Genomic DNA, 23,611 nt, shown 5'->3' with positions numbered 1-23,611 from the left:
GGTGAAATTGTCATGGATCGGTCAACCCCCGTGGGAGCGAGCCCGCTCGCGAATGTCGTTAACGATAGCGCATGTTGATTGGATCATCGCGGTGCGCTTGAGACCTTCGCGAGCAGGCTCGCTCCCACAGGTTTTACTTTATGCGTCGACCAGGATCGATTTGCCGGTCATCTCTTGCGGCTGAGGCAAACCCAGCAGTTTGAGCATGGTGGGAGCCACGTCGGCCAGCACGCCGCCTTCACGAACCTTGAGCGCCCGCTTGCCCACATAGATGAACGGTACGGGCTCGCAGGTGTGTGCGGTGTGTGCCTGGCCAGTGGTGTCATCGGACATCTGCTCAACGTTACCGTGGTCAGCCGTGATCAGGGCTTCGCCACCGACCTTGTCCAGCGCTTCGACAATCCGGCCCACGCAAGCATCCAGGCATTCAACTGCTTTAACGGCTGCGTCGAAGACACCGCTGTGCCCGACCATGTCACCGTTGGCGTAGTTGACCACGATTACGTCATAACGCTGGTTCTCGATGGCATCGACGATATGGTCGGTGACTTCGGGAGCGCTCATTTCAGGCTGCAGGTCGTAGGTGGCGACTTTTGGCGAGGGCACCAGAATCCGCTCTTCACCCGGGAACGGCTCTTCACGCCCGCCCGAAAAGAAGAAGGTGACGTGGGCGTATTTTTCGGTTTCAGCAATGCGCAGCTGGGTTTTGCCGTTTTTGGCGAGGTAATCGCCGAGCACGTTTTCCAGGCTGCCGGGGGCAAAGGCGCTTGGCGCCGGGATGCTGGCTGCGTATTGGGTCAGCATCACAAAGCCGGCCAGTTTTGGCTGGCGGGCACGTTCGAACGCGTTGAAGTCGTCTTCAACGAACACGCGGGTCAGTTCCCGGGCGCGGTCGGCACGGAAGTTCATGAAGACCACGGCGTCGCCGTCTTCAACCTTCACCGGCTCACCAAGGGTGGTGGCTTTGACGAACTCATCGCTTTCGCCACGGGCGTAAGCCGCTTCCAGGCCTTCTTGGGCGGTAGCGGCGTTGAACTCGCCCTTGCCGTCGACGATCAGGTTGTAGGCCTGTTCGACGCGATCCCAGCGATTGTCGCGGTCCATGGCGAAGTAGCGGCCAATCAGGCTGGCAATACGGCCTTTGCCCAGGTCCTTGAAGGCTTCGTCCAGCAGTTCGATGGACGATGAAGCGCTTTTTGGCGGCGTATCACGGCCATCGAGGAAGGCGTGCAGGTAGATTTTTTCTGCGCCACGTTTAAAGGCCAACTCAGCCATCGCGATCAGGTGGTCCTGGTGGCTGTGAACGCCGCCATCCGACAGCAAGCCCAGAATATGCACGGCCTTGCCTGCACTCACCGCTTTGTCGACGGCGGCGCAAATGGTCGGGTTTTCAAAAAACTCGCCATCACGGATCGATTTGGTGACGCGGGTGAAATCCTGATACACCACGCGGCCGGCGCCGAGGTTCATGTGACCGACCTCGGAGTTGCCCATCTGGCCGTCCGGCAAACCGACATCCATGCCTGAACCTGAGATCAGGCCGTTCGGCATGCTCGCGCAAAGACGATCCAGCACTGGTTTCTTGGCCGAATATACGGCGTTGTATTCGTGACTTTCACTGTGACCGAAGCCATCCAGGATGATCAGGACCAAAGGTTTAGGCGTGGTAGTCATAGATCCCACTCGTGGCTGGTTTATAAGAAGGTATGAAGAGGACGCGCAGTTTAAAGCGAAGTTCATGTGGCGTCACCGCCGGGCGGGGTTTGGCCGACCAAGGTGGCTGTGTATACTGGCCCACATTTTACGACCCTGGAACCTTCTGATGGTTGAGCACCTGATTGCATTTGCGACTTCTCACTACCTGCTTGTAGGCGCGTTTGTCATCCTGCTGGCGTTGTTGATCACCCACGAAATAAGCCGTGGCGGTCGCAGCATCAGCACGGGCGAACTGACCGGCCTGGTCAATCGCGACGAAGGTGTGGTGATTGATATTCGCCCGGTTAAAGACTTTGCCGCCGGCCACATCGTGGGTGCCCTGAACATCCCGCAAGACAAGCTGATGGCGCGCATTGCCGAGCTGGACAAGCACAAGGGCAAAACCATTATTCTGGTTGACGCTGCCGGTCAGCACTCGGGCTCCCACGCCCGCGAGCTGCTCAAGGCCGGTTACAACGCAGCCAAGCTGTCTGGCGGCATCTCCAGCTGGCGCGCAGACAACCTGCCAGTGGTGAAGTAAATATGTCCAAGGTCATCGTTTACTCCAGCGACTACTGCCCTTACTGCATGCGAGCCAAGGCTCTGCTTGAGAACAAGGGCGTTGCCTTCGAAGAAATCAAGGTCGACGGCAAGCCACAGGTACGTGCCGAGATGGCTCAGAAGGCGGGTCGTACATCGGTTCCGCAAATCTGGATCGGCGACAAGCATGTTGGCGGATGCGATGACCTGTTTGCTTTGGAGCGCGCAGGTAAATTGGATGCGCTGCTGAACGTCTGACTCTCATTCTCTATAAGCCCCAAGATCAACAAGGATCTGTGATGACTGACCAACAGAACACCGCTGCTGTTAGCGATGAAGACACCGCTCCACAATTTTCCCTGCAGCGTATCTACGTGCGCGACCTGTCGTTCGAGGCCCCAAAAAGCCCGGCGATCTTCCGTCAGCAGTGGGAACCGAGCGTTGGTCTAGACCTGAACACCCGTCAAAAGCCGCTGGAAGGCGACTTCCACGAAGTGGTTCTGACCTTGTCGGTTACCGTGAAAAACGGTGACGAAGTGGCCTTTATTGCTGAAGTGCAACAGGCTGGCATCTTCCTGATCAAAAACCTTGATCCAGCGTCGATGAACCACACCCTGGGCGCGTTCTGCCCGAACATCCTGTTCCCGTATGCCCGTGAAACCCTGGACAGCCTGGTAACTCGCGGCTCGTTCCCTGCGTTGATGCTGGCACCGGTGAACTTCGATGCCCTGTACGCGCAAGAATTGCAGCGCATGCAGGAAGAAGGCAACCCGACTGTTCAATAAACAGTCGATGCCCAAAAAAAGCGCCTTAAGGGCGCTTTTTTATTGGGTATGTCGAAGACTCTGTGGGAGCGAGCCTGCTCGCGAAGTTCGTTAACGATAGCGCGCGGGTGATGGTGAATCACCCGTTCTTGACGCCTTCGCGAGCAGGCTCGCTCCCACAGATAACTGGATGTGAATTACTTGAAACCCAACTGACGCCAGGCTTCGTACACGGCAACTGCCACGGTGTTGGACAGGTTCAGGCTGCGGCAACCCTCGCGCATCGGCAACCGCAGGCGGTGCTCGCCATCCAGCGCGTCAAGCACTTCGGGTGGCAGGCCACGGCTTTCAGGGCCGAAGATAAAGGCATCGCCTTCAGCAAACTGGACGTCATGAAAGGGTTTCGAGCCTTTGGTGGTAAAGGCGAACAGGCGCGGGTGACCCAGGCTTTCAAGGCAACTGGCCAGGTCAGCATGACGCTTGAGCGGCGCGTACTCGTGGTAATCGAGGCCGGCGCGACGCAAGCGCTTGTCGTCCAGCTCAAAACCGATAGGCTCGATCAAATGCAGGTGGCAGCCGCTGTTGGCGCACAGCCTGATAATGTTGCCGGTATTCGGCGGAATTTCTGGTTGAAAAAGGATGACGTGAAACATGCACGGCTCCGAACTTAATGATGGGCAGCATTCTACGCCTGAAGAGGACCCGCGACCGAAACTATGGCCACGGGTTTTAGGTTCTTTGGCGATAGTCGGTGTGATGGTAGGGATGATGATCGGCCGTTTGACCACGCCTGTGCCTGTTGAACTGCAACAGGTGGACGTGCTGGCGAACGGGTTGGTGGTGTGGTTCAGCGCTGAGCCCAAGCTGCATGGTGAGTTGGTCGATGGCACCTTGGGATTGTTGTTCGATGCCAAGGGCAAGCCGCAGAACGGCCAGTTGATGCTCAACGGCAAGCATGTGAACTGGCGGGTGCGGGATACGGACGGTGGTTTACTGCTGACCGTGGTGGCGGCCCGTGCTTTGCAGGGCGACTGGGCCGGTGCGCCGCAGGATGGGCGCTGGCGATTGCAGGTGAGCCTGCGCGAGTAATAAAAGAGGGAATTCCAGCCTGCCTGTACTGGGTTCCCCAAAAACGGTGTGCGCTTTGATGCAACAGGCATCAAGGCTGCGGGTGTAAAAGTGGGGAGTCTTGACCTGCCTGTATCAAGGTCCCCTAAAGCGGTGTTGCTTGATATAGGTATTGCAGGGGGCGTGCCAGTTTTTGATTTTCTGTAGAAATGACCTGATGAAAACGCAAAAGCCCCGGAATCCGGGGCTTTTGCTTGGGGGCTGATTTTGGTGAGAGGGTTGGCGCAAACCATTGGGCTAGAGCGGTGCACGATAATGGGGCGGGTTGCTTGAGGGTGGTGCGGTCAGATCAAAAACCCACCCTAGCCCTCTCCCGGAGGGAGAGGGGACTAACCGCACGCGCAGTCAATATCACCACCGATCAGCTCCCTCTGCCTCTGGGAGAGGGTTGGGGTGAGGGGCTATGATCTGCCTTAAGCTTCGTCGCCATCCTCCTCGTCGCCGTCGATCTTCATGCCCAGTTCCTTGATCTTGCGGGTCAAGGTGTTGCGGCCCCAGCCCAGCAGCACCGCGGCATCGCGACGACGACCCGCAGTGTGCTTGAGTGCCGTCTCGATCATGATCCGCTCAAAGGTTGGCACTGCACTGTCGAGCAAGTTGGATTGGCCACGGCCCAGCGCCTGATCAGCCCACTGGCGCAGCGCCTGCTCCCAGTTGGTGACAGGAGAGGTGTCTTGCTGCAGGTTCAGCAACTCCGGCGGCAAGTCGCTGATATGCACTTCGCGACCCGAAGCCATCACCGTGATCCAGCGGCAGGTGTTTTCAAGCTGACGTACGTTGCCCGGCCACGGCAGGTTCTTGAGGTACTGCTCAGTCTCGGCCTTCAGCAGCTTGGGTTCTACCGACAGCTCTTGCGCGGCGCTGCTAAGGAAATGCCGGGCCAGGGTCGGGATGTCTTCACGACGGTCAGACAGGCGCGGGATGTGGATGCGGATCACGTTCAGGCGGTGGAACAGGTCTTCGCGAAATTTGCCGGCCTGAACCAGGGTTTCGAGGTTCTGGTGGGTCGCAGCAATGATCCGTACGTCAACTTTGACCGGCGTGTGCCCACCCACTCGGTAGAACTCGCCATCGGCCAGCACCCGCAGCAGGCGGGTTTGGGTATCGGCAGGCATATCGCCGATTTCATCCAGGAACAGGGTCCCGCCATCGGCCTGTTCAAAACGACCCCGGCGCAGGTTTGCAGCTCCCGTGAAGGCGCCTTTTTCGTGGCCGAACAGCTCGGATTCCATCAGATCTTTGGGGATCGCTGCCATGTTCAGCGCGATAAATGGCGACGCAGCGCGTGGACTGTGGCGATGCAGGGCGTGAGCCACCAGCTCCTTGCCCGTGCCTGATTCGCCGTTGATCAGTACCGTGATGTTGGAATGGCTAAGACGGCCAATGGCACGAAACACCTCTTGCATCGCCGGCGCTTCGCCGATGATTTCAGGTGTTCTGGCCAGTGCCGGGGGCGCTGCCAAGCCTTGTTGCTCCTGGGCGTGCTGGTTGGCGCGCTTGACCAGTGACACGGCTTCATCGACGTCAAACGGCTTGGGCAAGTATTCGAACGCGCCACCTTGGTAGGAGGCCACCGCGCTGTCCAGGTCGGAATGGGCAGTCATGATGATCACGGGCAGGCGCGGGTGCTGTTCGCGAATCTTGGCCAGCAAGTCCAGGCCGCTGGAGCCGGGCATGCGGATGTCAGAAATAATGACGTCGGGTTGTTGGCGAGCCAGACGACTCATCACCCCATCGGCGCTGTCGAAACTTTGTGTGGTCATGCCTTCCTGTTGCAAGGCTTTTTCCAGGACCCAGCGGATAGAACGGTCGTCGTCGACGATCCACACGGTTTCACTTCGGCTCATGTCGATGCGGCTCCTTGTTCCAGTGGTAGAAAGATCGAGAAGAGTGTGTGGCCGGGGTGGCTTTCACACTCGATCAACCCCTGGTGCTGACTGATGATGTTCTGCGTGATGGAAAGGCCTAGCCCGGTGCCATCTGGGCGCCCGCTGACCATCGGGAAGAACAGGGTGTCTTGCAGCTCGGCCGGAATGCCCGGTCCGTTGTCGATAATTTCGATTTTGGTGACCAGTCGGTGACGCACGTGGCCAATGGTGAACTGGCGCATGGCGCGGGTCCGCAGGCTGATACGTCCCAGCCGCAGCTCGTTTTGGCTACCGATGGCCTGCATTGCGTTACGCACGATGTTGAGTACGGCCTGGATCATTTGCTCACGGTCTATCAGCAGGTCGGGCAGGCTTGGGTCGTAGTCGCGCACCAATGTGATGCTGCCCTGTGTTTCCGCTTCAACCAGGCTGCACACGCGCTCCAGGACTTCGTGGACATTGGTCATGGCCAGCGAAGGCAGTTTGTTGGAACCCAGCATGCGGTCCACCAGGTTACGCAGACGGTCGGCCTCTTCGATGATCACGTTGGTGTAGTCGCGCAGGCTTTCGTCAGGCAACTGACGGGCCAGCAACTGCGCAGCACCCCGAATGCCACCCAGCGGGTTCTTGATTTCGTGGGCCATGCCGCGCACCAGCATCTTGCTGGTTTCCTGCTTGGACAGCTGGGCTTCTTCCTTGGTGATGCGCAGCAGGCGGTCACGGGGGTGGACTTCAAGCAGCAGCATGGTGCCGCCATGGCTCAAGATGGGCGTTACGGCGTAGTCCACGGTCAGGTTCTGGCCTGTCAGTGAGGTCAGCATGGCCTCGCGCTTGGTGAACGGGTGCGCTTGCTCAACCGCCTGGCGCAACGAATGCAAAGCCTCGGTGGATTCTGTAAAGAGCTCGCTGATGAATTGCCCGTGACTGCGTTGACCACTGATTGCCAATAGCATCTCTGCTGCCGGGTTCATGTACTCAAGGCGTAAATCAGCATTGAGTAACAGCGTGGCAGTGGTCAGGTTGTCGAGTAACAGTCGGTGCAGGGCATCACTGATGGTCATGGGCCAATCCCGGGTTGCGTGCGCGGGTGAGGCGCTGGTGCAAGGAAAATGCAATAAACAAACCAAGGCTCTGAAAAGATGCGCGAATGGCCTGAAATAAGGACTTATAGCCCATCAAGGTGGCGCTCTTGATCCGGTTGAGAATCGTTTTGAACCAAATTGGGCTGGTAAGTGAACATTTGAGCAACTATTGCACCAATATAGTGCAATTGAGCTGAATAGATTCAGTCCCCTCAAAATACCGGCTGTACGGAGCTTTTTAGTGTCAGCGCTGATGAAATCGCTGCAGGTAAAAACGCAGGACGGGGCTCTGCTGCACCACAACGTTGCCTTCCAGTACGTTTACCAAAAGACGATGCTCGCCGCGATCAATATTGACCAGATGCAAGTCGAGGCTTGAGCTGGGCTGGCCATAGGCTTGATCGTCGAGCATCCATTGCAGGCGATGTTGGCTGTGCAAGGGTGGTGCAATGTTGATCTGCAACGCGAAGGTTCCATTGTTGGCCCGCAGCGCTTGATCAGAAGGCAGTCCGTTAATGGACAGTGTTTTGTAGGGCGCGTGAGAAGGATATGGCTCTTTTTCAGGCAGCAGTTGTTGAGTGCTGGCCGGTGGCGTAATGATCAGGGCGGGCTGGCGATTCAGCGGGGCAAGCTTCAGAGGGGAGTTGCCGGTCAGGTTTCGCGGGGTGCTGCTGTAATGGGTCTTGCCGTCAGCGTCGATGTGTTTGAACACCTGCGCATTCAGGGGCAGGGCGATCAGCCACAGAATGATCAGCAGGACGCGCACAAACTGGCAGCCAACAGGGAAAAAGCGTTGAGGGTGTTTGCACGTGTCATGGCAGCGTCCGTTTGGGAAGTCGGCTCAAGCTACAGATCGCGCTTTGGAGTGGCTGTCAGGTATGGGTGAGAAGTTGGCTGGGTATAGCCGAGGTATGTGTAAGACGTTACGCATAAAAAAGGCCTCCCGTAGGAGGCCTCTTCAGGTCACGCCGCTTTCGCGAGCGTTACTGGATTAGCAGCTGTAGTACAGCTCGTATTCCAGCGGGTGTACGAAGGTACGAACCTGGATTTCTTCTTCGCTTTTCAGGGCGATGTAAGCGTCGATGAAGTCGTCGCTGAAAACGCCGCCTTTGGTCAGGAACGCACGACCCTTGTCCAGCTCTTCCAGGGCTTCTTTCAGGCTGCCGCAAACTTGTGGGATCTCTTTGGCCTCTTCAGGCGGCAGGTCATACAGGTTTTTGTCAGCTGCGTCGCCAGGGTGGATCTTGTTCTGGATACCGTCCAGGCCAGCCATCATCAGTGCAGCGAAGCACAGGTATGGGTTGGCTGCTGGATCCGGGAAACGTGCTTCGATACGGCGAGCCTTAGGGCTGGACACGTAAGGAATACGGATCGAAGCGGAACGGTTGCGGGCCGAGTAGGCCAGCATTACCGGAGCTTCGAAACCTGGTACCAGACGCTTGTAGGAGTTGGTAGCCGGGTTGGTGAAGCCGTTCAGTGCCTTACCGTGCTTGATGATGCCGCCGATGAAGTACAGCGCGGTGTCGGACAGGCCGGCATAGCCTTCGCCAGCGAAGGTGTTCTTGCCATCTTTGGAGATGGACATGTGTACGTGCATACCCGAGCCGTTGTCGCCGTACAGAGGCTTAGGCATGAAAGTAGCGGTACGGCCGTAGGCGTCTGCCACGTTGTGTACGCAGTATTTCAGGGTCTGAACTTCGTCAGCCTTTTTCACCAGGGTGTTGAACTGCACGCCGATTTCGTTCTGGCCGGCAGTTGCCACTTCGTGGTGGTGAACTTCGATAACCAGGCCCATTTCTTCCATGGCGTTGCACATGGAGGTACGGATTTCGTGGTCATGGTCGAACGGCGGAACTGGGAAGTAGCCACCTTTCACGCCTGGACGGTGGCCTTTGTTGCCGCCTTCCACGTCCTGGTCGGACATCCACGAACCTTGTTCAGAGTAGATCTTGAACATGGAGCCGCTGATGTCGGACTTGAACTTCACTTGGTCGAAGATGAAGAATTCTGGCTCCGGGCCGACAAAAACGGTGTCGCCGATACCGGTGGACTTCAGGTATTCCTCGGCACGGGTAGCGATGGCGCGCGGGTCGCGGTCATAGCCTTGCATGGTCGAAGGTTCGATGATGTCGCACACCAGGATCAGCGTTGGCTGTTCGGTGAACGGGTCCAGAACGGCAGTGCTGTCGTCTGGCAGCAGGATCATGTCGGACGCTTCGATGCCTTTCCAGCCGGCAATGGAGGAACCGTCGAACATCTTGCCGTCGGTAAAGAAGTTTTCATCCAGCGCATCACGGGCCGGCATGGTCACGTGGTGCTGAGTGCCTTTGGTGTCAGTGAAGCGCAGATCAATCCACTTGACGTCATGATCTTTGATGAGTTGAACCGACTTCGACATAGTGTCCTCCGGGGTGGCTTAGGGCTGTTAGTTACGTGCCCTTATTAAGTGGTTGATGCCGGCGCGAATACTCTGCCAAGGCAACCTGCCTCACAAGGGAGCAAATTGCATGCCAGTGCCCCGACTTGGGTTTATTGCCCCAATCTCAAGCAGGTTAGAGGCGAAGACTACCGATTAGGCGCATTTATCGCACTCAAATGAAGCGATTAAAGGCGTTTATGTTCCATTTTGGTGCAGTGAAAACCGTTTGTACGATAACTGGTTAAACCTTGAGCAATTTCCGCTATAATCCGCGCCCCCCTTTTTTGGCAGGCTGCTCGCGCGCTGTTTTCATGAAACTAATCGTTAAAGTCTTCCCCGAAATCACTATCAAGAGCCGCCCGGTTCGGATGCGTTTCGTCCGTCAACTGGCCAAAAACATCCGTGCTGTGCTCCGCGATCTGGACCCGGCTGTGGTGGTGACGGGCGTGTGGGACAACATCGAGCTGCAAACGCGCGTAAGTGACCCTAAAGCCTTGAAAGAAATGACCGAACGCCTGAGCTGCATGCCGGGTATCGCGCATTTTCTTCAAGTCGACGAGTACCCGCTGGGTGACTTCGACGACGTCGTCGAGAAGTGCAAATTGCACTTTGGCGATGCGCTGGCCGGCAAGATTTTTTCCGTGCGTTGCAAGCGCGGTGGCAAGCACCCATTTACCTCGATGGAAATCGAGAAATACGTCGGCAGCAAGCTGCGTCGTGAGTGTGGGGCGGCCGGAATTGATCTGAAAAAGCCGGAAATTGAAGTGCGCTTCGAAATTCGCGACCAACGGTTGTTTGTGATTCACAGCCAGCACGACAGCATAGGCGGCTTCCCGCTGGGCTCTCTGGAACAGACCCTGGTGTTGATGTCCGGTGGTTTCGACTCAACCGTCGCGGCTTACCAGATCATGCGTCGCGGCCTGATGAGCCACTTTTGCTTCTTCAACCTGGGCGGTCGTGCCCATGAACTGGGCGTGATGGAAGTCGCGCACTATATATGGAAGAAGTACGGCAGCTCGCAGCGCGTGCTGTTTGTCAGCGTTCCGTTCGAAGAAGTTTTGGGCGAAATTCTCGGTAAAGTCGATAACAGTCATATGGGCGTCATTTTGAAGCGTATGATGTTGCGCGCTGCGACCCGTATCGCCGAACGTCTCGAAATTGAAGTGCTGGTCACCGGTGAAGCGATTTCCCAGGTGTCGAGCCAGACGCTGCCCAACTTGTCGCTGATTGACTCGGCTACCGACAAACTGGTGTTGCGTCCGCTGATTGCGAGCCATAAGCAGGACATCATTGATCAGGCGGTTGAAATCGGTACGGCCGATTTTGCCAAGCACATGCCTGAGTATTGCGGGGTAATTTCGGTCAACCCCAAGACCCACGCCAAACGCAACCGCGTGGAGTATGAAGAACAACAGTTCGATATGGCCGTGCTTGAGCGAGCGCTTGAGCGGGCCAAAATGGTGCCGATTGATCGAGTAATCGATGAATTGGGCCAGGACTTGCAAGTCGAAGAAGTCAGCGAAGTGCTGGCGGGCCAGATCGTGATCGACATCCGTCACCCGGATGCTCAGGAAGATCAACCGCTGGAACTGGCTGGCATCGAAGTACAAGCGATGCCGTTCTATGCACTGAACAGCCGCTTCAAGGAACTGGATGACACCCGTCAGTACCTGTTGTATTGCGACAAAGGCGTGATGAGTCGCCTGCATGCTCACCATTTGCTCAGTGAGGGACATGCCAATGTGCGCGTTTATCGACCGAGCTAAGAGCCCGGGGCTGTATGCCTGTGGCCTGCGTCACCGGCCCCCCGACGCCGCCGTCAAGCTGTAACGGCTTGCACGGACTCTACTGTTAATCGCTGCCTGGACTCAGTCAGCACACCGAATCCTCTGATCGAGATACACAAGTGATCGAAAATCTACGTAACATCGCCATCATTGCTCACGTTGACCACGGTAAAACTACCCTGGTAGACAAACTCTTGCGTCAATCCGGCACTCTGGAGCGCGGCGAGCTTAACGACGAACGCGTGATGGACTCCAACGACCAGGAGAAAGAGCGCGGTATTACCATTCTGGCAAAAAACACTGCCATCAACTGGAACGGCTACCACATCAACATCGTGGATACCCCGGGCCACGCCGACTTCGGTGGTGAAGTAGAACGCGTAATGTCGATGGTTGACTCCGTTCTGCTGCTGGTTGACGCTCAAGACGGCCCTATGCCGCAAACCCGCTTTGTGACCAAGAAGGCTTTCGAAGCCGGCCTGCGTCCAATCGTGGTTATCAACAAAGTTGACCGTCCAGGCGCTCGTCCGGACTGGGTTCTGGATCAGATCTTCGACCTGTTCGACAACCTGGGTGCTACCGAAGAGCAGCTGGACTTTAAAGTGGTTTACGCCTCTGCCCTGAACGGTATTGCTGGTCTTGACCACACCGACATGGCTGAAGACATGACCCCGCTGTACCAGGCGATTGTTGACCACGTTCCTGCTCCAAAAGTTGACCGTGACGGTCCTTTCCAGATGCAAATCTCGGCACTGGACTACAACAGCTTCCTGGGCATTATCGGCGTTGGCCGTATCGCTCGTGGTCGCGTTAAGCCGAACACTCAGGTTGTGGCTATCGATGCTGACGGCAAGCGCCGTAACGGTCGTATCCTGAAGCTGATGGGTCACCACGGTCTGCACCGTATCGACGTTGAAGAAGCAGCTGCCGGCGACATCGTCTGCATCAGCGGTTTCGACCAGCTGTTCATCTCCGACACTCTGTGCGACCCACTGAATGTTGAAGCGATGAAGCCTCTGACTGTTGACGAACCTACCGTTTCGATGACCTTCCAGGTTAACGACTCGCCGTTCTGCGGCCGTGAAGGCAAGTTCGTAACCAGCCGTAACATCAAAGAGCGTCTGGACAAAGAGCTGCTGTACAACGTTGCTCTGCGCGTTGAAGAAGGCGACACCGCTGACAAGTTCAAAGTGTCTGGCCGTGGTGAGCTGCACTTGTCGGTACTGATCGAAACCATGCGTCGCGAAGGCTTCGAAATGGGTGTTGGTCGTCCGGAAGTAATCATCCGCATGGTTGACGGCGTTAAGCACGAACCGTACGAAAACGTAACCATCGACCTGCCAGAAGAATCGCAGGGCGCAATCATGGAACAGATCGGTATCCGTAAAGGCGATCTGACCAACATGGTTCCGGATGGCAAGGGCCGTGTTCGTCTTGAATACAACATCCCTGCACGTGGCCTGATCGGTTTCCGTAACGAGTTCCTGACGCTGACTTCGGGCGCTGGCATCCTGACCTCGATCTTCGACCGTTACGACGTGATGAAGTCGGGCGACATGTCCGGCCGTCAGAACGGCGTTCTGGTTTCGGTTGCTACCGGTAAGGCTCTGACTTACTCGCTGGAAACCCTGCAAGCTCGCGGCAAACTGTTCCTGGGTCACGGTGAAGACGTGTACGAAGGTCAAATCGTCGGCATCAACAGCCGCGACAACGACCTGGGCGTTAACCCAACCAAAGGCAAGAAGCTCGACAACATGCGTGCTTCGGGTAAAGACGAAACCATCGCTCTGGTTCCGCCTATCCGCTTCACTCTGGAGCAAGCTCTGGAATTCGTACAAGAAGATGAACTGTGCGAAGTAACGCCTAAGTCCATCCGTCTTCGTAAGAAGATCCTGGGCGAAAGCGAGCGTACCCGCGCTAGCAAAAAAAGCAGCAAGTAATTGATTTAGCTGCTGAATAAAAAACGCCCCCGGCCTTGCGGCCGGGGGCGTTTTTTTATGTCCGGGTTTTCGATGAAAAACACCTGTCGAAAGCTTAATCGGCAACAGAGTATCTACAGGAAAACGGCAACTGTGGGAGCGAGCCTGCTCGCGAAGGTCGTTCGCGAGCAGGCTCGCTCCCGCAATAGGGCTTGATCTACAACAGAGTATTTAAAGATGGTGTCTTAGAACACCATCAACTTCTCGCTGCTGTTTTTACGCTCGACGGCTTTGGGCACGTAGGCGCAATAACCAGGACGTGGGCCCACTCGCGGGTGGTTGCGGCAGGTATCCGGGCGGATCTCGTAGATGGTGCACATGCGCGACTTGCGATCCAGGTACAGGCAGTCGTTGTTGCTCATGCGCTGCAACGTGAAAATCCCGGATTTCTGGTTGAAGCGCTCCACGATCCCTTCTTTTTGCAGGCGCTTGGCGATGTTTTTCGGTGGATCACCCATCTCGAACTCATCGACGATGCCGATGCGGATCAGGTCTTTGATCTTGACCTCGACCGGCAACGTGCAGCAGCTGGAAATGCAGGAGCCGCACATGGGCGCGGAGTATTTGGCCCAGGTATCGAGACGGTCGATTTCCGCGGCGGCGATCAGGTTGGACTTCATCAGGCTTGTATTCCAGCGTGCATCAGGGCGCGCGATCATACCGGTGTTGATGAATGTGTGAACAACCATTTGCCGGTTTTTCGATCAGGGCCATGTTTTAAAGCATTCAACGGTGTATCTGCCTCGTTTTGGGGCGGCGCACATTTCGTCAGTTATTTTCAATTAATCCTCCAAAAAACCCCCAACCAAAGCACTTTGTTTCTGTCGAAGCGTCTAGGCTGACACCATTCGTTCTTCAAATCGCCCCATCTCGATTGAGGTTGTATCGATGCCCCAGGAACCGCTTGTTCGTGACGCACAGGTGGCGGCTTTCCGTGCCGCTGTAGTAGCCAAACTGACTTACGCGGTGGGTAAGGACCCGGAACACGCGTTTGACCATGACTGGTTTGAAGCTATTGCTCTGGCCGCCCGCGACCATATGGTCGAGCACTGGATGGACCACACGCGCCAGATTTATCGCAAGGACCAGAAGCGGGTGTATTACCTGTCCCTGGAATTTCTGATCGGTCGCTTGCTGTATGACAGCCTGAGCAATCTGGGACTGCTGGAGGTGGCCCGCGAAGCACTGACCGACCTCGGGGTCGATCTGGAGCGCATCCGCCTGCTGGAGCCGGATGCGGCGCTGGGTAACGGTGGTCTGGGACGATTGGCCGCCTGCTTTATGGAAAGCATGTCAACTCTGGGCATTGCGGCTCACGGCTACGGCATCCGCTATGAACACGGGTTGTTTCGCCAGAGCATTGTTGACGGCTGGCAACAGGAGCAGACCGAGAACTGGCTGGACTTCGGCAACCCCTGGGAGTTCGAGCGCGCTGAAGTGTTGTACTCGGTCGGCTTTGGCGGTTCGGTTGAAACCAAACAGGATGAACAGGGCCAGCTTCGGCAAATCTGGTGGCCAGGCGAGACCGTGCGCGCAATTGCCTATGACACGCCCGTAGTGGGGTGGCGCGGAGCCAGTGTCAACACCTTGCGCCTGTGGCGGGCGAGGGCGCTGCACGACTTGAACCTGAGCCGTTTCAACGCGGGGGACCACTTGGGCGCAGTGGCCGAAGTCGTGCGGGCTGAAAGCATCTCCCGCGTGCTGTACCCGGCCGACAGCAACGAAGCGGGGCAAGAGTTGCGCCTGCGTCAGGAGTTCTTCTTTGTTTCGGCCTCGCTGCAAGACTTGCTGCGGCGCCATTTGCATGTGCATGACACGCTGTTGAACCTGGCCGAGCATGTATCGATCCAGCTCAATGACACCCACCCCTCGATTGCCGTTGCCGAGTTGATGCGCATTCTGGTCGACGAGCACGGCATCGAATGGCATGCCGCTTGGCAAGTCACCGTCGATACCCTGTCGTACACCAACCACACGCTGCTGCCCGAAGCACTCGAAACCTGGCCCGTCGGCTTGATGGAGCGCATGTTGCCGCGGCACATGCAGATTATTTATCTGATCAACGCGCACCATATCGATGCGTTGCGGGCCAAGGGTATTCACGATTTTGACGTGCTGCGTGCGGTTTCGCTGATTGAAGAGGACCATGGTCGACGAGTGCGCATGGGCAACCTGGCATTTTTGGGCTCCCACAGCGTGAACGGGGTTTCCGGGCTGCACACCCAGTTGATGCGCAGCACGGTGTTTGCCGAGTTGCACAAGCTCTACCCTGAGCGGATCAACAACAAAACCAACGGCGTCACTTTCCGCCGCTGGCTGTTCCAGGCCAACCCGCCCCTGACCTCGATGCTGGTTGACGCGCTGGGGGTCGATGTTCTTGATGAGACCGAGCACAAACTGATCAAGCTGGAGCCTTTTGCCGAGCGCGCCGATTTTCGCAAGCGCTTTGCAGAGCAGCGTCTGCAAAGCAAATGCACTCTGGCGGCGCTGATTTACGAGCGCTTGGGTATCGTGGTTAACCCTGAAGCGATGTTCGATGTGCAGGTCAAACGAATTCATGAGTACAAGCGCCAATTGCTCAACTTGATGCACACCGTCGCGCTGTATCAGGCCATTCGTGCCGAGCCCGGAAATTACTGGGTGCCACGGGTGAAAATTTTTGCCGGTAAGTCGGCGGCCAGTTATGAGCAGGCCAAACTCATCATCAAACTGGCCAACGACATCGCCCGTACTGTGAATAACGACCCCACGGTGCGCGGTTTGCTCAAAGTGGTGTTTATCCCCAACTACAACGTGAGTCTGGCCGAAAGCATCATCCCGGCGGCGGATTTGTCCGAGCAGATATCCACCGCAGGCTACGAAGCATCGGGCACCAGCAACATGAAGTTCGGCCTCAACGGTGCACTGACTATCGGCACGATGGATGGAGCCAACGTTGAGATGTGCGAGAGGGTCGGTGCCGACAACATGTTCATTTTCGGGCTCAGTGCGCAGCAGGTTGAAGCGCGCAAGCACAATGGCGAGTTCCATGCGGCACCGGATGTGGCGGCATCGCATCGGCTCAATGATGTATTGCAGGCGATTCGCGGCGGGGTCTTTTCACACGATGATCCGGCGCGTTACACCGGGCTGGTGGATTCACTGATCGAATACGACCGGTTTCTGGTGTGCGCGGATTTTGATGCGTATTGGGATGCGCAGATGCGTGTGGAGCATTTGTGGCAGGACAAGGACGAGTGGTGGCGTAAAGCTGTGCTGAACACGGCGCGCATGGGCTGGTTCTCGTCGGACAGGACCATTCGCGAGTACGCTACCGATATCTGGAAAGCGCTGTAGGACACGGCCACTCTAGCCGTGGGAGCGAGCCTGCTCGCGAAGAGCATTCGCGAGCAGGCTCGCTCCCACAAGGGGCCTTGACCGGGAACAAAGTCTCTACCCGTTTTCGCCTGATTTAAGGGTTCAGCAGAACTCGCTCTGTCGGTTCTGAGTCTGATTAGAAGATTTGCACGGCAACACGCGTTAAACTGCGCGGGTTTTTCGCCCCCTCCCCATTGTTCGGAGCCTTACATGTCCCGCGTTACCCTGAGTCGCTATTTGATCGAGCAGACCCGCAGCAACAACACGCCTGCTGATTTGCGTTTCCTCATCGAAGTGGTGGCGCGTGCTTGCAAAGAGATCAGCCACGCCGTGTCCAAAGGCGCCCTGGGTGGTGTTCTGGGCAGCATGGGCACCGAAAACGTACAAGGTGAAGTGCAGAAGAAGCTCGATGTGATCTCCAACGAGATCCTGCTCGAAGCCAACGAATGGGGCGGTCACCTGGCCGGCATGGCGTCTGAAGAAATGGACAACGCCTACCAGATCCCGGGCAAGTATCCGAAAGGCGCCTACCTGCTGGTATTCGACCCACTGGACGGTTCGTCGAACATTGATATCAATGCTCCGGTCGGCACTATTTTTTCCGTGTTGCGTTGCCCGAACGAATACCTGACTCAGAACGAGCCTTTGAATGAAAAGGCCTTCCTGCAGCCAGGCACACAGCAGGTAGCTGCCGGTTATGCCATCTACGGTCCTCAGACCATGCTGGTATTGACCTTGGGCGACGGCGTTAAAGGCTTCACCCTGGACCGTGAAATGGGCAGCTTCGTTCTGACCCACGAAGACATCACCATTCCTGAAACCACCCAGGAATTTGCCATCAACATGTCTAACCAGCGTCACTGGGAAGCTCCGGTCCAACGCTATGTAGACGAATTGCTGGCCGGTGAAGAAGGTCCGCTGAACAAGAACTTCAACATGCGTTGGGTCGCCGCGATGGTTGCGGACGTGCATCGCATTCTGACCCGCGGTGGTCTGTTCATGTACCCGCGCGACAGCCGTGAGCCGTCCAAGCCTGGCAAGCTGCGTCTGATGTACGAAGCCAACCCGATGTCGTTCCTCGTGGAGCAGGCGGGCGGTGCGTCCACTGACGGCCATCAGCGCATTCTCGACATCCAGCCTGAAGGCTTGCACCAGCGTGTAGCCGTGTACCTGGGCTCGAAAGAAGAAGTCGCGCGCATTACCGATTACCACAAAGCCTAAGCATGCCGCGCCTGTAGCAGCTGCCGAAGGAACGAGGCTGCGTTCGATTGCGAAGCAATCGTAAATTCAGAAGTAGCGACCCGTCAGATAGACCGGGACTTTTGAATTTACGGCGGCTGCGCCCCCGAACGCAGCCTTCGGCAGCTGCTACGGACACCATCTCCCCCCCCGCCAAACAAATCCCTGCGCCCTGCGGGAACCACCCTGTGCTTTTCTCTTCTAAGCTTGCATCAGGCATCTGTGCCGACCTTTCCCTGCAGGAGCTTTCCATGAAATTGCGTTATTTGGCGATGTTGTCGTTCTGCGTATTGCTGACGGCGTGCAGCAAGATCAATCAAGAAAACTATTCAAAACTGTCGGCGGGCATGACCAAGGCTGAAGTTGAGCAGCTTCTGGGCAGCCCGACCGATTGTTCGGGCGCATTGGGGATGTCGAGCTGCACCTGGGGCGATCAGAAGAGCTTTATCAGCGTGCAATACGCGGGCGATAAAGTGCTGATTTTTTCGGGTCAGGGTCTGAAGTAATACTGATCGGGAGCGTTCGCGATGAAACGTCTTTTAGTTAGCTTGGGGGCCGCGCTGTTGCTGGCCGGATGCACGGGTTCCAGCAGCGACTCGCTGGCGCCCAATACTGTCACAAGTGTCGACCTCAAGCGCTATCAGGGCACCTGGTATGAATTGGCGCGATTGCCGATGTTCTTCCAGCGCAACTGTGCGCAGTCTGAAGCCCATTACAGTTTGAAGCCCGACGGTAACGTCGCGGTGTTAAACCGCTGCCGCACGGCAGAGGGCAAATGGGAGGAGGCGAAGGGCACGGCGACCCCGCAGGTGGAGGGTAAAACCGACAAGCTGTGGGTCGAGTTCGACAACTGGGTATCAACCGTGCTGCCGGGTGTGACCAAGGGCGACTACTGGGTGTTGTACCTGGGGGATGACTACAGCACGGCGCTGGTGGGCAATCCCGACCGACGCTATTTGTGGTTGTTGTCGCGCAAGCCGCAGGTTGATCAGCAAACCCGTGATGAATTGCTCAGCAAGGCTCAGCAGCAGGGCTACGACACGTCACGCTTGATCTGGCGCACGCCGGATGCAGAGATGCCCAAAGACACTCAATAAACAGGAACGCCCCTCAGCTGGCGCCAAGGGGCGTTGGCTGGGCGTTTAAGCGCGCAGCAGGGTCTTCCAGGCGCGGTTCTGGTACACGGCGATGGCTTGCTGCTTACGGGCGTTGAGCAATTCGTCGTTTTGCTCTGCGTCGTCAGTGATTGGCATGTTGGCCAATTCCTGCAGCTTGTTCATCTCTCCGTACAAACGGTCCAGTTCCGGAATTTCCAGCACGTTACGCGCCAGGCGCAACCACGCCTGAATGCGCTCGATGCGCGGCAGTTGCTCGGCCAGGTCTTCGGGTTGTTGCTGGTAGCGGTTCAAGCGCAAGGCAATCGCCTCATCCGACAACAAACGCGGCAGCCAGCTGTGCAGCTGTGCAGCGCCCTGACGATTGCCACGGGTGGTGCCGCGATCAACGGTCCAGCTGCGCGCCATCAACCAGCGCGAAGTGTTCAGGGAGAATTGACCCCAGCGAGGGTCTTCCAGCTCTTCAAGGAACTGCTCAGGTGCGGCTTTACGAACGTCTTCGTCGTCCTGGCCGATCTGAACCAGCGGGCGCCAGTCTTCAAGCAGGGCGTCCAGCGCTGCACGCAAGGTGCTGGTGGATTGGCGTGGAGCGGCTTGACCGAGGCTGCTGACCAGCGCGCGCAGGTCAATCAACTGTTGAACCCAATCCTGCAGCAAACGCCAGTGGCCATTGAAGCGATACTGCTCGGCCAGACGCTGGCTGTTGCCCAGCAAGTGCCAGGCCAGTGCCGCAAAGGCATCGTCCAGCGGCGTCTCGGGGGTCAGCTCTGGCGCTGGCAGGTTGACGGAGTAGCTGTTGGCGTCGAACAGGCGATAGCCACGCTCGGCCTTGCTGATGTCACATGGCATCAGGGCCAGCTTCTCGGCCAGTTCTGTAGCCAGTTCCAGCAGGGCGGATGGCTCGCCTTCGCGCAGTTCGAGTTCCAGTTCGCAGATCTCTTCTTTCTGCTTGCCGGCAATCACGTGACCCAGATCCAGGGCGGCTTCGATGACCACTTTGGCCTTGCCGCGACCCCAGGAGATTTCAGCGCGTTCGCGTACGAAATCAGTGGTGAAGATTGGCTTCAGGGTTTTTTTGTCCAGATCGGCCAACTCTTCGGGCCAGCATTCGCCGTCGAGCTTCTTGATGTCGAGTTTGGCTTTGGGCAGGTTCCAGTCGTACTCGTTACGCTCGGACAGACCGGCAATGCTTTGGCCGCGGGTCTTGAGGGTCTGAATAACGTCTTCACCGTCACGGCGCAGGCGCAGGGCAACCTTGGCCTTGGCCAGATCGCGCTCAGGGGTGTCGAAGTACTGGTTCAACAACTCACGGCTTTCCCAGCCACTTTTGTTGCGCTTTTTCAGCAAGGGGTGCTCGCGCAGGGCGGCGAGGGTTTCGCGGCTGACGCGGAGTTTGATTTCAGTTTCTTTTTGCATGGCCGGAAAATCCAGGATCGGTGCGCAGCCGGGAAAAGTGTGGCTGCCAAGGCCGTGCAGTGTACAGGACAAGCCGCCCCGGCGCGCCGAACGGGTTTATTCTGCCTCGCAGATAGCTCTATGATGGGCCTTGCCCCGCCAACAGGAAGTCAGCGCATGCCTTTACCTTCCATGAAAGAGCAGTTCGCTGCCTTGATCGCCACACCGTCGGTCAGTTGCACCCAGCCTTATCTGGATCAGTCCAATCGTGGGGTGATCGACTTGCTGGCCACCTGGCTGAGTGGGTTGGGGTTTAACTGCGATATCCAGCAGGTCAGCCCTGGTAAGTTCAACTTGCTCGCCACCTTCGGCAGCGGTCCCGGCGGGCTGGTACTGGCCGGGCACAGCGACACCGTGCCCTACGATGAAGCGCTGTGGCAAACCGATCCGCTCAAACTCACAGAAGTGGATAACCGCTGGGTCGGCCTTGGCAGTTGCGACATGAAGGGTTTTTTCGCACTGGTGATCGAAGCGGTACGCCCGTTGCTCGATCAACCGTTCAAGCAGCCGCTGCTGATTCTGGCCACGTGCGACGAAGAGACGTCGATGGCTGGCGCCAGGGCGCTGGTCGAAGCCGGCAGGCCGCTGGGCCGCGCCGCCGTGATCGGCGAGCCGACCGGACTCAAGCCAATCCGCATGCACAAGGGTGTGATGATGGAGCGCATCGAGATTCTCGGACGCAGCGGCCACTCATCCGATCCAAGCCTGGGCCACAGCGCACTTGATGCCATGCACGATGTGATCAGCGAACTCAAAGGCCTGCGCCAGCAGTGGCTCAATGAATACCGCAACCCGCAGTTCAGCGTGCCGCAACCGACCCTGAACTTTGGCTGTATTCATGGCGGCGATAATCCGAACCGGATTTGCGGGCAATGCTCGCTTGAGTTTGACCTGCGACCGTTGCCGGGCATGGACCCGAACGAACTGCGGGCCATCATTCGCGGCAAGCTGCAACCGTTGGCCGAGCGCCATCAGGTGAAGATTGATTTCGCCCCCATTGCTGGCGGAGTGCCGCCATTCGAACAGGACGCCGACGCTGAGTTGGTGCGGGTTGCCGAGCGACTCACCGGGCATCGCGCGCAAGCAGTGGCGTTTGGTACCGAAGCGCCTTATCTTCAGCAGCTTGGCTGCGAAACGTTGGTACTGGGGCCGGGCGATATCGCCTGTGCGCATCAGCCGGGGGAATACCTGGAAATGTCACGTTTGCAGCCTACGGTGCGTCTACTGACTCAACTGGTCGAACACTATTGCCTGAAGTAGTGGCGATCCCTTTGCATTTCACACAAGGAGCGCGCGCGTGTTGCCGACCCTGTTTCGACGATAACCATCAGCCCGATGTGCGTTTGCTGTTTTAGCCCTTTTTAGGCGATTTATTTTTTACAGGCTTTGGTTATGCACGATTACGTTAACTGGTTGCGTCACGCGTCTCCTTACATCAATGCCCACCGCGATTGCACCTTTGTCGTCATGCTCCCCGGCGACGGCGTGGCACATCCCAATTTTGGCAATATCGTCCACGACCTGGTGTTGTTGCACAGTTTGGGCGTGCGCCTGGTACTGGTTCACGGCTCGCGCCCGCAAATCGATAGCCGGCTTGAGTCCCGCGGTCTGGTGCCGTATTACCACAACGGCATGCGCGTCACCGACGCCTCAACCCTGGAGTGCGTGATCGACGCAGTAGGGCAGTTGCGCATTGCGATTGAAGCGCGCTTGTCGATGGACATGGCGTCTTCGCCGATGCAGGGCTCGCGCCTGCGGGTGGCGAGCGGCAACCTGGTTACCGCACGGCCGATTGGCGTGCTCGATGGCGTGGACTTTCACCATACCGGCGAAGTCCGTCGTGTCGACCGCAAGGGCATCAACCGTCTGCTCGATGAGCGCTCGATTGTGTTGCTGTCGCCCTTGGGCTACTCGCCGACCGGTGAGATTTTCAACTTGGCCTGTGAAGACGTCGCCACCCGTGCCGCGATCGACCTGGCGGCGGACAAGCTGTTGTTGTTCGGCGCCGAGTCCGGCTTGCTCGACGCAGAAGGGCGGTTGGTGCGTGAGCTGCGCCCACAGCAAGTGCCTGCCCACATGAAGCGTTTGGGCAGCGACTACCAGGCCGAACTGCTGGAAGCAGCTGCCGAGGCCTGTAGCGGTGGTGTGGCTCGTAGCCATATCGTCAGCTATGCCGAAGATGGCGCTTTGCTGACGGAGCTGTTCACCCGTCACGGTGGCGGTACGTTGGTCGCCCAGGAACAATTCGAACTGATCCGCGAAGCGGCGATTGAAGACGTCGGTGGTTTGCTCGATCTGATCAGCCCGTTGGAAGAGCAGGGCATTCTGGTGCGTCGCTCGCGAGAAGTGCTGGAGCGTGAGATTGAACAGTTCAGCGTGGTTGAGCGCGAAGGGATGATTATCGCCTGTGCGGCGCTGTATCAGATTGCCGATTCGGATGCGGGGGAGCTGGCGTGCCTGGCGGTGAATCCGGAGTACCGTCATGGTCGCCGTGGCGATGAGCTGCTGGAGCGTATCGAAAACCGTGCTCGGGCTCAGGGGTTGAAAACGCTGTTCGTCTTAACTACGCGCACTGCGCACTGGTTCCGTGAGCGCGGGTTTGTACCTAGTGGTGTTGAGCGTCTGCCTGCGGCGCGAGCGTCGCTGTACAACTATCAGCGTAACTCCAAGATCTTCGAGAAGACGCTGTAACCGCTGACGAGGAACCATTCAACTGTGGGAGCGAGCCTGCTCGCGATGACTTTCGCGAGCAGGCTCGCTCCCACGGTGCTCAGCAAACCCCGTCAAAACTCCCGCAAACACACATCATCAATCACCGCCTTGCCCATGTCGCACAAGTAATGCGAAGCCCAGGCATGGTGCTGACAGTTCTTGTCCAGCGCGGCATCCAGCGCCAGTTTTTTTGCGCAATACAGCAAGGCCGACACCTGCTCCAGCGCCTGGCGCAACGGTATGTCGGGGTTAACGCGAAACAGCTCGTGGTTGTCCTGGCCGCAGGGGCCGAAGGTGACGGTGCCGAGGGTTTTGATTGGGGGACGATCAGTCATTGAGTGCGCTCCTATGGGACTAAGAGCTGCCACTTTTTGTTCTCAGGCAAATGGTGGCAGCCGTGCGCGGGCTGAGAATCGGGACAATAGGAACCCCGGCAGGCACAAAGGCCTCCCGCGCACAGCCGCCATAACA

The 23,611-nt window shown here is 57.5% G+C and carries 21 protein-coding genes; 12 read left to right on the top strand and 9 right to left on the bottom strand.

Features of this window, described 5'->3' with window-relative positions:
* Positions 1-138 precede the first annotated feature (138 nt).
* Complete coding sequence (gene gpmI / locus RGV06_RS13370) at positions 139-1,674, bottom strand: 2,3-bisphosphoglycerate-independent phosphoglycerate mutase (RefSeq protein WP_019824830.1); 1,536 nt, start codon at positions 1,672-1,674, stop codon at positions 139-141.
* A 148-nt stretch (positions 1,675-1,822) separates the two neighbouring features.
* Here gpmI and RGV06_RS13365 point away from each other — a divergent pair, with 148 nt between their 5' ends.
* From RGV06_RS13365 to secB, 3 genes are read left to right on the top strand one after another with little or no spacing between them, the layout of a single operon-like run.
* A complete protein-coding gene (locus tag RGV06_RS13365; protein ID WP_019824832.1) occupies positions 1,823-2,236 on the top strand; it encodes a rhodanese-like domain-containing protein in 414 nt (137 codons plus the stop codon).
* A 2-nt stretch (positions 2,237-2,238) separates the two neighbouring features.
* A complete protein-coding gene (gene grxC / locus RGV06_RS13360; protein WP_016783118.1) occupies positions 2,239-2,493 on the top strand; it encodes a glutaredoxin 3 in 255 nt (84 codons plus the stop codon).
* A gap of 41 nt (positions 2,494-2,534) precedes the next feature.
* Complete coding sequence (secB, locus tag RGV06_RS13355; RefSeq protein WP_019824834.1) at positions 2,535-3,020, top strand: protein-export chaperone SecB; 486 nt, start codon at positions 2,535-2,537, stop codon at positions 3,018-3,020.
* Positions 3,021-3,196: 176 nt separating this feature from the next.
* On the opposite strand, the gene trmL is transcribed toward secB, so the two are convergent.
* Positions 3,197-3,652, bottom strand: coding sequence for a tRNA (uridine(34)/cytosine(34)/5-carboxymethylaminomethyluridine(34)-2'-O)-methyltransferase TrmL (trmL, locus tag RGV06_RS13350; RefSeq protein WP_019824836.1), 456 nt, complete (start codon positions 3,650-3,652; stop codon positions 3,197-3,199).
* Between trmL and RGV06_RS13345 the strand changes: the two genes are divergently transcribed.
* On the top strand, positions 3,651-4,088 hold the full coding sequence (locus RGV06_RS13345; protein ID WP_019824838.1) for a hypothetical protein: 438 nt from the start codon (positions 3,651-3,653) through the stop codon (positions 4,086-4,088). The genes trmL and RGV06_RS13345 overlap by 2 nt on opposite strands.
* A 452-nt stretch (positions 4,089-4,540) precedes the next feature.
* Here RGV06_RS13345 and ntrC read toward each other — a convergent pair whose 3' ends face one another.
* The 4 genes from ntrC to glnA all read right to left on the bottom strand — a co-directional run bounded on the left by ntrC (position 4,541) and on the right by glnA (position 9,475).
* Positions 4,541-5,974 carry a nitrogen regulation protein NR(I) gene (ntrC, locus tag RGV06_RS13340; RefSeq protein ID WP_046810336.1) on the bottom strand — a complete coding sequence of 478 codons (1,434 nt, stop codon included), beginning with the start codon at positions 5,972-5,974 and terminating at the stop codon, positions 4,541-4,543.
* Positions 5,971-7,056 (bottom strand): nitrogen regulation protein NR(II), encoded by a 1,086-nt coding sequence (glnL, locus tag RGV06_RS13335; RefSeq protein ID WP_019824842.1) that lies wholly within the window; start codon positions 7,054-7,056, stop codon positions 5,971-5,973. The genes ntrC and glnL overlap by 4 nt, the downstream gene beginning before the upstream one ends.
* A gap of 265 nt (positions 7,057-7,321) precedes the next feature.
* On the bottom strand, positions 7,322-7,843 hold the full coding sequence (locus RGV06_RS13330) for a DUF4124 domain-containing protein (protein ID WP_322150173.1): 522 nt from the start codon (positions 7,841-7,843) through the stop codon (positions 7,322-7,324).
* A 225-nt stretch (positions 7,844-8,068) separates the two neighbouring features.
* Positions 8,069-9,475 (bottom strand): glutamate--ammonia ligase, encoded by a 1,407-nt coding sequence (gene glnA / locus RGV06_RS13325; protein WP_016783124.1) that lies wholly within the window; start codon positions 9,473-9,475, stop codon positions 8,069-8,071.
* A 332-nt stretch (positions 9,476-9,807) separates the two neighbouring features.
* On the opposite strand from glnA, the gene thiI reads away from it, so the two are divergent.
* Positions 9,808-11,262 carry a tRNA uracil 4-sulfurtransferase ThiI gene (gene thiI / locus RGV06_RS13320; RefSeq protein ID WP_037032087.1) on the top strand — a complete coding sequence of 485 codons (1,455 nt, stop codon included), beginning with the start codon at positions 9,808-9,810 and terminating at the stop codon, positions 11,260-11,262.
* 140 nt (positions 11,263-11,402) lie between these two features.
* Positions 11,403-13,223, top strand: a complete 1,821-nt coding sequence (gene typA, locus RGV06_RS13315) for a translational GTPase TypA (protein WP_003438614.1) — start codon at positions 11,403-11,405, stop codon at positions 13,221-13,223.
* Between the two features lie 224 nt (positions 13,224-13,447).
* Here typA and RGV06_RS13310 read toward each other — a convergent pair whose 3' ends face one another.
* Positions 13,448-13,885 (bottom strand): YkgJ family cysteine cluster protein, encoded by a 438-nt coding sequence (locus RGV06_RS13310; RefSeq protein ID WP_037031547.1) that lies wholly within the window; start codon positions 13,883-13,885, stop codon positions 13,448-13,450.
* 265 nt (positions 13,886-14,150) lie between these two features.
* Between RGV06_RS13310 and RGV06_RS13305 the strand changes: the two genes are divergently transcribed.
* The 4 genes from RGV06_RS13305 (at position 14,151) to RGV06_RS13290 (ending at position 18,955) form a co-directional block, all read left to right on the top strand.
* Complete coding sequence (locus tag RGV06_RS13305) at positions 14,151-16,598, top strand: glycogen/starch/alpha-glucan phosphorylase (protein WP_019821793.1); 2,448 nt, start codon at positions 14,151-14,153, stop codon at positions 16,596-16,598.
* Positions 16,599-16,829: 231 nt separating this feature from the next.
* Positions 16,830-17,840, top strand: a complete 1,011-nt coding sequence (locus RGV06_RS13300; protein WP_019821792.1) for a class 1 fructose-bisphosphatase — start codon at positions 16,830-16,832, stop codon at positions 17,838-17,840.
* Positions 17,841-18,109: 269 nt separating this feature from the next.
* Complete coding sequence (gene bamE / locus RGV06_RS13295) at positions 18,110-18,364, top strand: outer membrane protein assembly factor BamE domain-containing protein (RefSeq protein ID WP_019821790.1); 255 nt, start codon at positions 18,110-18,112, stop codon at positions 18,362-18,364.
* A 21-nt stretch (positions 18,365-18,385) separates the two neighbouring features.
* Positions 18,386-18,955: a lipocalin family protein gene (locus tag RGV06_RS13290; RefSeq protein WP_322150172.1), complete on the top strand. Its 570-nt coding sequence runs from the start codon at positions 18,386-18,388 to the stop codon at positions 18,953-18,955.
* Between the two features lie 45 nt (positions 18,956-19,000).
* Here the strand turns inward: RGV06_RS13290 and RGV06_RS13285 are convergent, their stop codons facing one another.
* Positions 19,001-20,389 carry an inorganic triphosphatase gene (locus tag RGV06_RS13285; RefSeq protein ID WP_322150171.1) on the bottom strand — a complete coding sequence of 463 codons (1,389 nt, stop codon included), beginning with the start codon at positions 20,387-20,389 and terminating at the stop codon, positions 19,001-19,003.
* A gap of 156 nt (positions 20,390-20,545) precedes the next feature.
* Between RGV06_RS13285 and argE the strand changes: the two genes are divergently transcribed.
* Together argE and argA are read left to right on the top strand one after the other, a co-directional pair.
* On the top strand, positions 20,546-21,688 hold the full coding sequence (gene argE / locus RGV06_RS13280) for an acetylornithine deacetylase (protein WP_019821784.1): 1,143 nt from the start codon (positions 20,546-20,548) through the stop codon (positions 21,686-21,688).
* 132 nt (positions 21,689-21,820) lie between these two features.
* A complete protein-coding gene (gene argA / locus RGV06_RS13275) occupies positions 21,821-23,119 on the top strand; it encodes an amino-acid N-acetyltransferase (RefSeq protein WP_019821782.1) in 1,299 nt (432 codons plus the stop codon).
* A gap of 92 nt (positions 23,120-23,211) precedes the next feature.
* Here the strand turns inward: argA and RGV06_RS13270 are convergent, their stop codons facing one another.
* Positions 23,212-23,475 carry a DUF3077 domain-containing protein gene (locus tag RGV06_RS13270; protein WP_322150170.1) on the bottom strand — a complete coding sequence of 88 codons (264 nt, stop codon included), beginning with the start codon at positions 23,473-23,475 and terminating at the stop codon, positions 23,212-23,214.
* Between the last annotated feature and the right edge of the window lie 136 nt (positions 23,476-23,611).

It is taken from the genome of Pseudomonas sp. CCI3.1 (assembly GCF_034313985.1).
Classification (GTDB): Bacteria; Pseudomonadota; Gammaproteobacteria; order Pseudomonadales; family Pseudomonadaceae; genus Aquipseudomonas; species Aquipseudomonas psychrophila.
Note: the sequence above shows the minus strand (reverse complement) of the source record. Positions and strands in the feature narration are given on the sequence as shown.

Excerpts from the sequence above, each read along its gene's own strand:
- RGV06_RS13270 (WP_322150170.1), bottom strand. The coding sequence starts at position 23,475 with ATGACTGATCGTCCCCCAATCAAAACCCTCGGCACCGTCACCTTCGGC.
- RGV06_RS13305 (WP_019821793.1), top strand. The coding sequence starts at position 14,151 with ATGCCCCAGGAACCGCTTGTTCGTGACGCACAGGTGGCGGCTTTCCGT.
- RGV06_RS13285 (WP_322150171.1), bottom strand. The coding sequence starts at position 20,389 with ATGCAAAAAGAAACTGAAATCAAACTCCGCGTCAGCCGCGAAACCCTC.
- bamE (WP_019821790.1), top strand. The coding sequence starts at position 18,110 with ATGAAATTGCGTTATTTGGCGATGTTGTCGTTCTGCGTATTGCTGACG.
- thiI (WP_037032087.1), top strand. The coding sequence starts at position 9,808 with ATGAAACTAATCGTTAAAGTCTTCCCCGAAATCACTATCAAGAGCCGC.
- argA (WP_019821782.1), top strand. The coding sequence starts at position 21,821 with ATGCACGATTACGTTAACTGGTTGCGTCACGCGTCTCCTTACATCAAT.
- secB (WP_019824834.1), top strand. The coding sequence starts at position 2,535 with ATGACTGACCAACAGAACACCGCTGCTGTTAGCGATGAAGACACCGCT.
- RGV06_RS13290 (WP_322150172.1), top strand. The coding sequence starts at position 18,386 with ATGAAACGTCTTTTAGTTAGCTTGGGGGCCGCGCTGTTGCTGGCCGGA.
- argE (WP_019821784.1), top strand. The coding sequence starts at position 20,546 with ATGCCTTTACCTTCCATGAAAGAGCAGTTCGCTGCCTTGATCGCCACA.
- grxC (WP_016783118.1), top strand. The coding sequence starts at position 2,239 with ATGTCCAAGGTCATCGTTTACTCCAGCGACTACTGCCCTTACTGCATG.
- RGV06_RS13345 (WP_019824838.1), top strand. The coding sequence starts at position 3,651 with ATGCACGGCTCCGAACTTAATGATGGGCAGCATTCTACGCCTGAAGAG.
- ntrC (WP_046810336.1), bottom strand. The coding sequence starts at position 5,974 with ATGAGCCGAAGTGAAACCGTGTGGATCGTCGACGACGACCGTTCTATC.
- gpmI (WP_019824830.1), bottom strand. The coding sequence starts at position 1,674 with ATGACTACCACGCCTAAACCTTTGGTCCTGATCATCCTGGATGGCTTC.
- trmL (WP_019824836.1), bottom strand. The coding sequence starts at position 3,652 with ATGTTTCACGTCATCCTTTTTCAACCAGAAATTCCGCCGAATACCGGC.
- glnL (WP_019824842.1), bottom strand. The coding sequence starts at position 7,056 with ATGACCATCAGTGATGCCCTGCACCGACTGTTACTCGACAACCTGACC.
- glnA (WP_016783124.1), bottom strand. The coding sequence starts at position 9,475 with ATGTCGAAGTCGGTTCAACTCATCAAAGATCATGACGTCAAGTGGATT.
- RGV06_RS13365 (WP_019824832.1), top strand. The coding sequence starts at position 1,823 with ATGGTTGAGCACCTGATTGCATTTGCGACTTCTCACTACCTGCTTGTA.
- RGV06_RS13300 (WP_019821792.1), top strand. The coding sequence starts at position 16,830 with ATGTCCCGCGTTACCCTGAGTCGCTATTTGATCGAGCAGACCCGCAGC.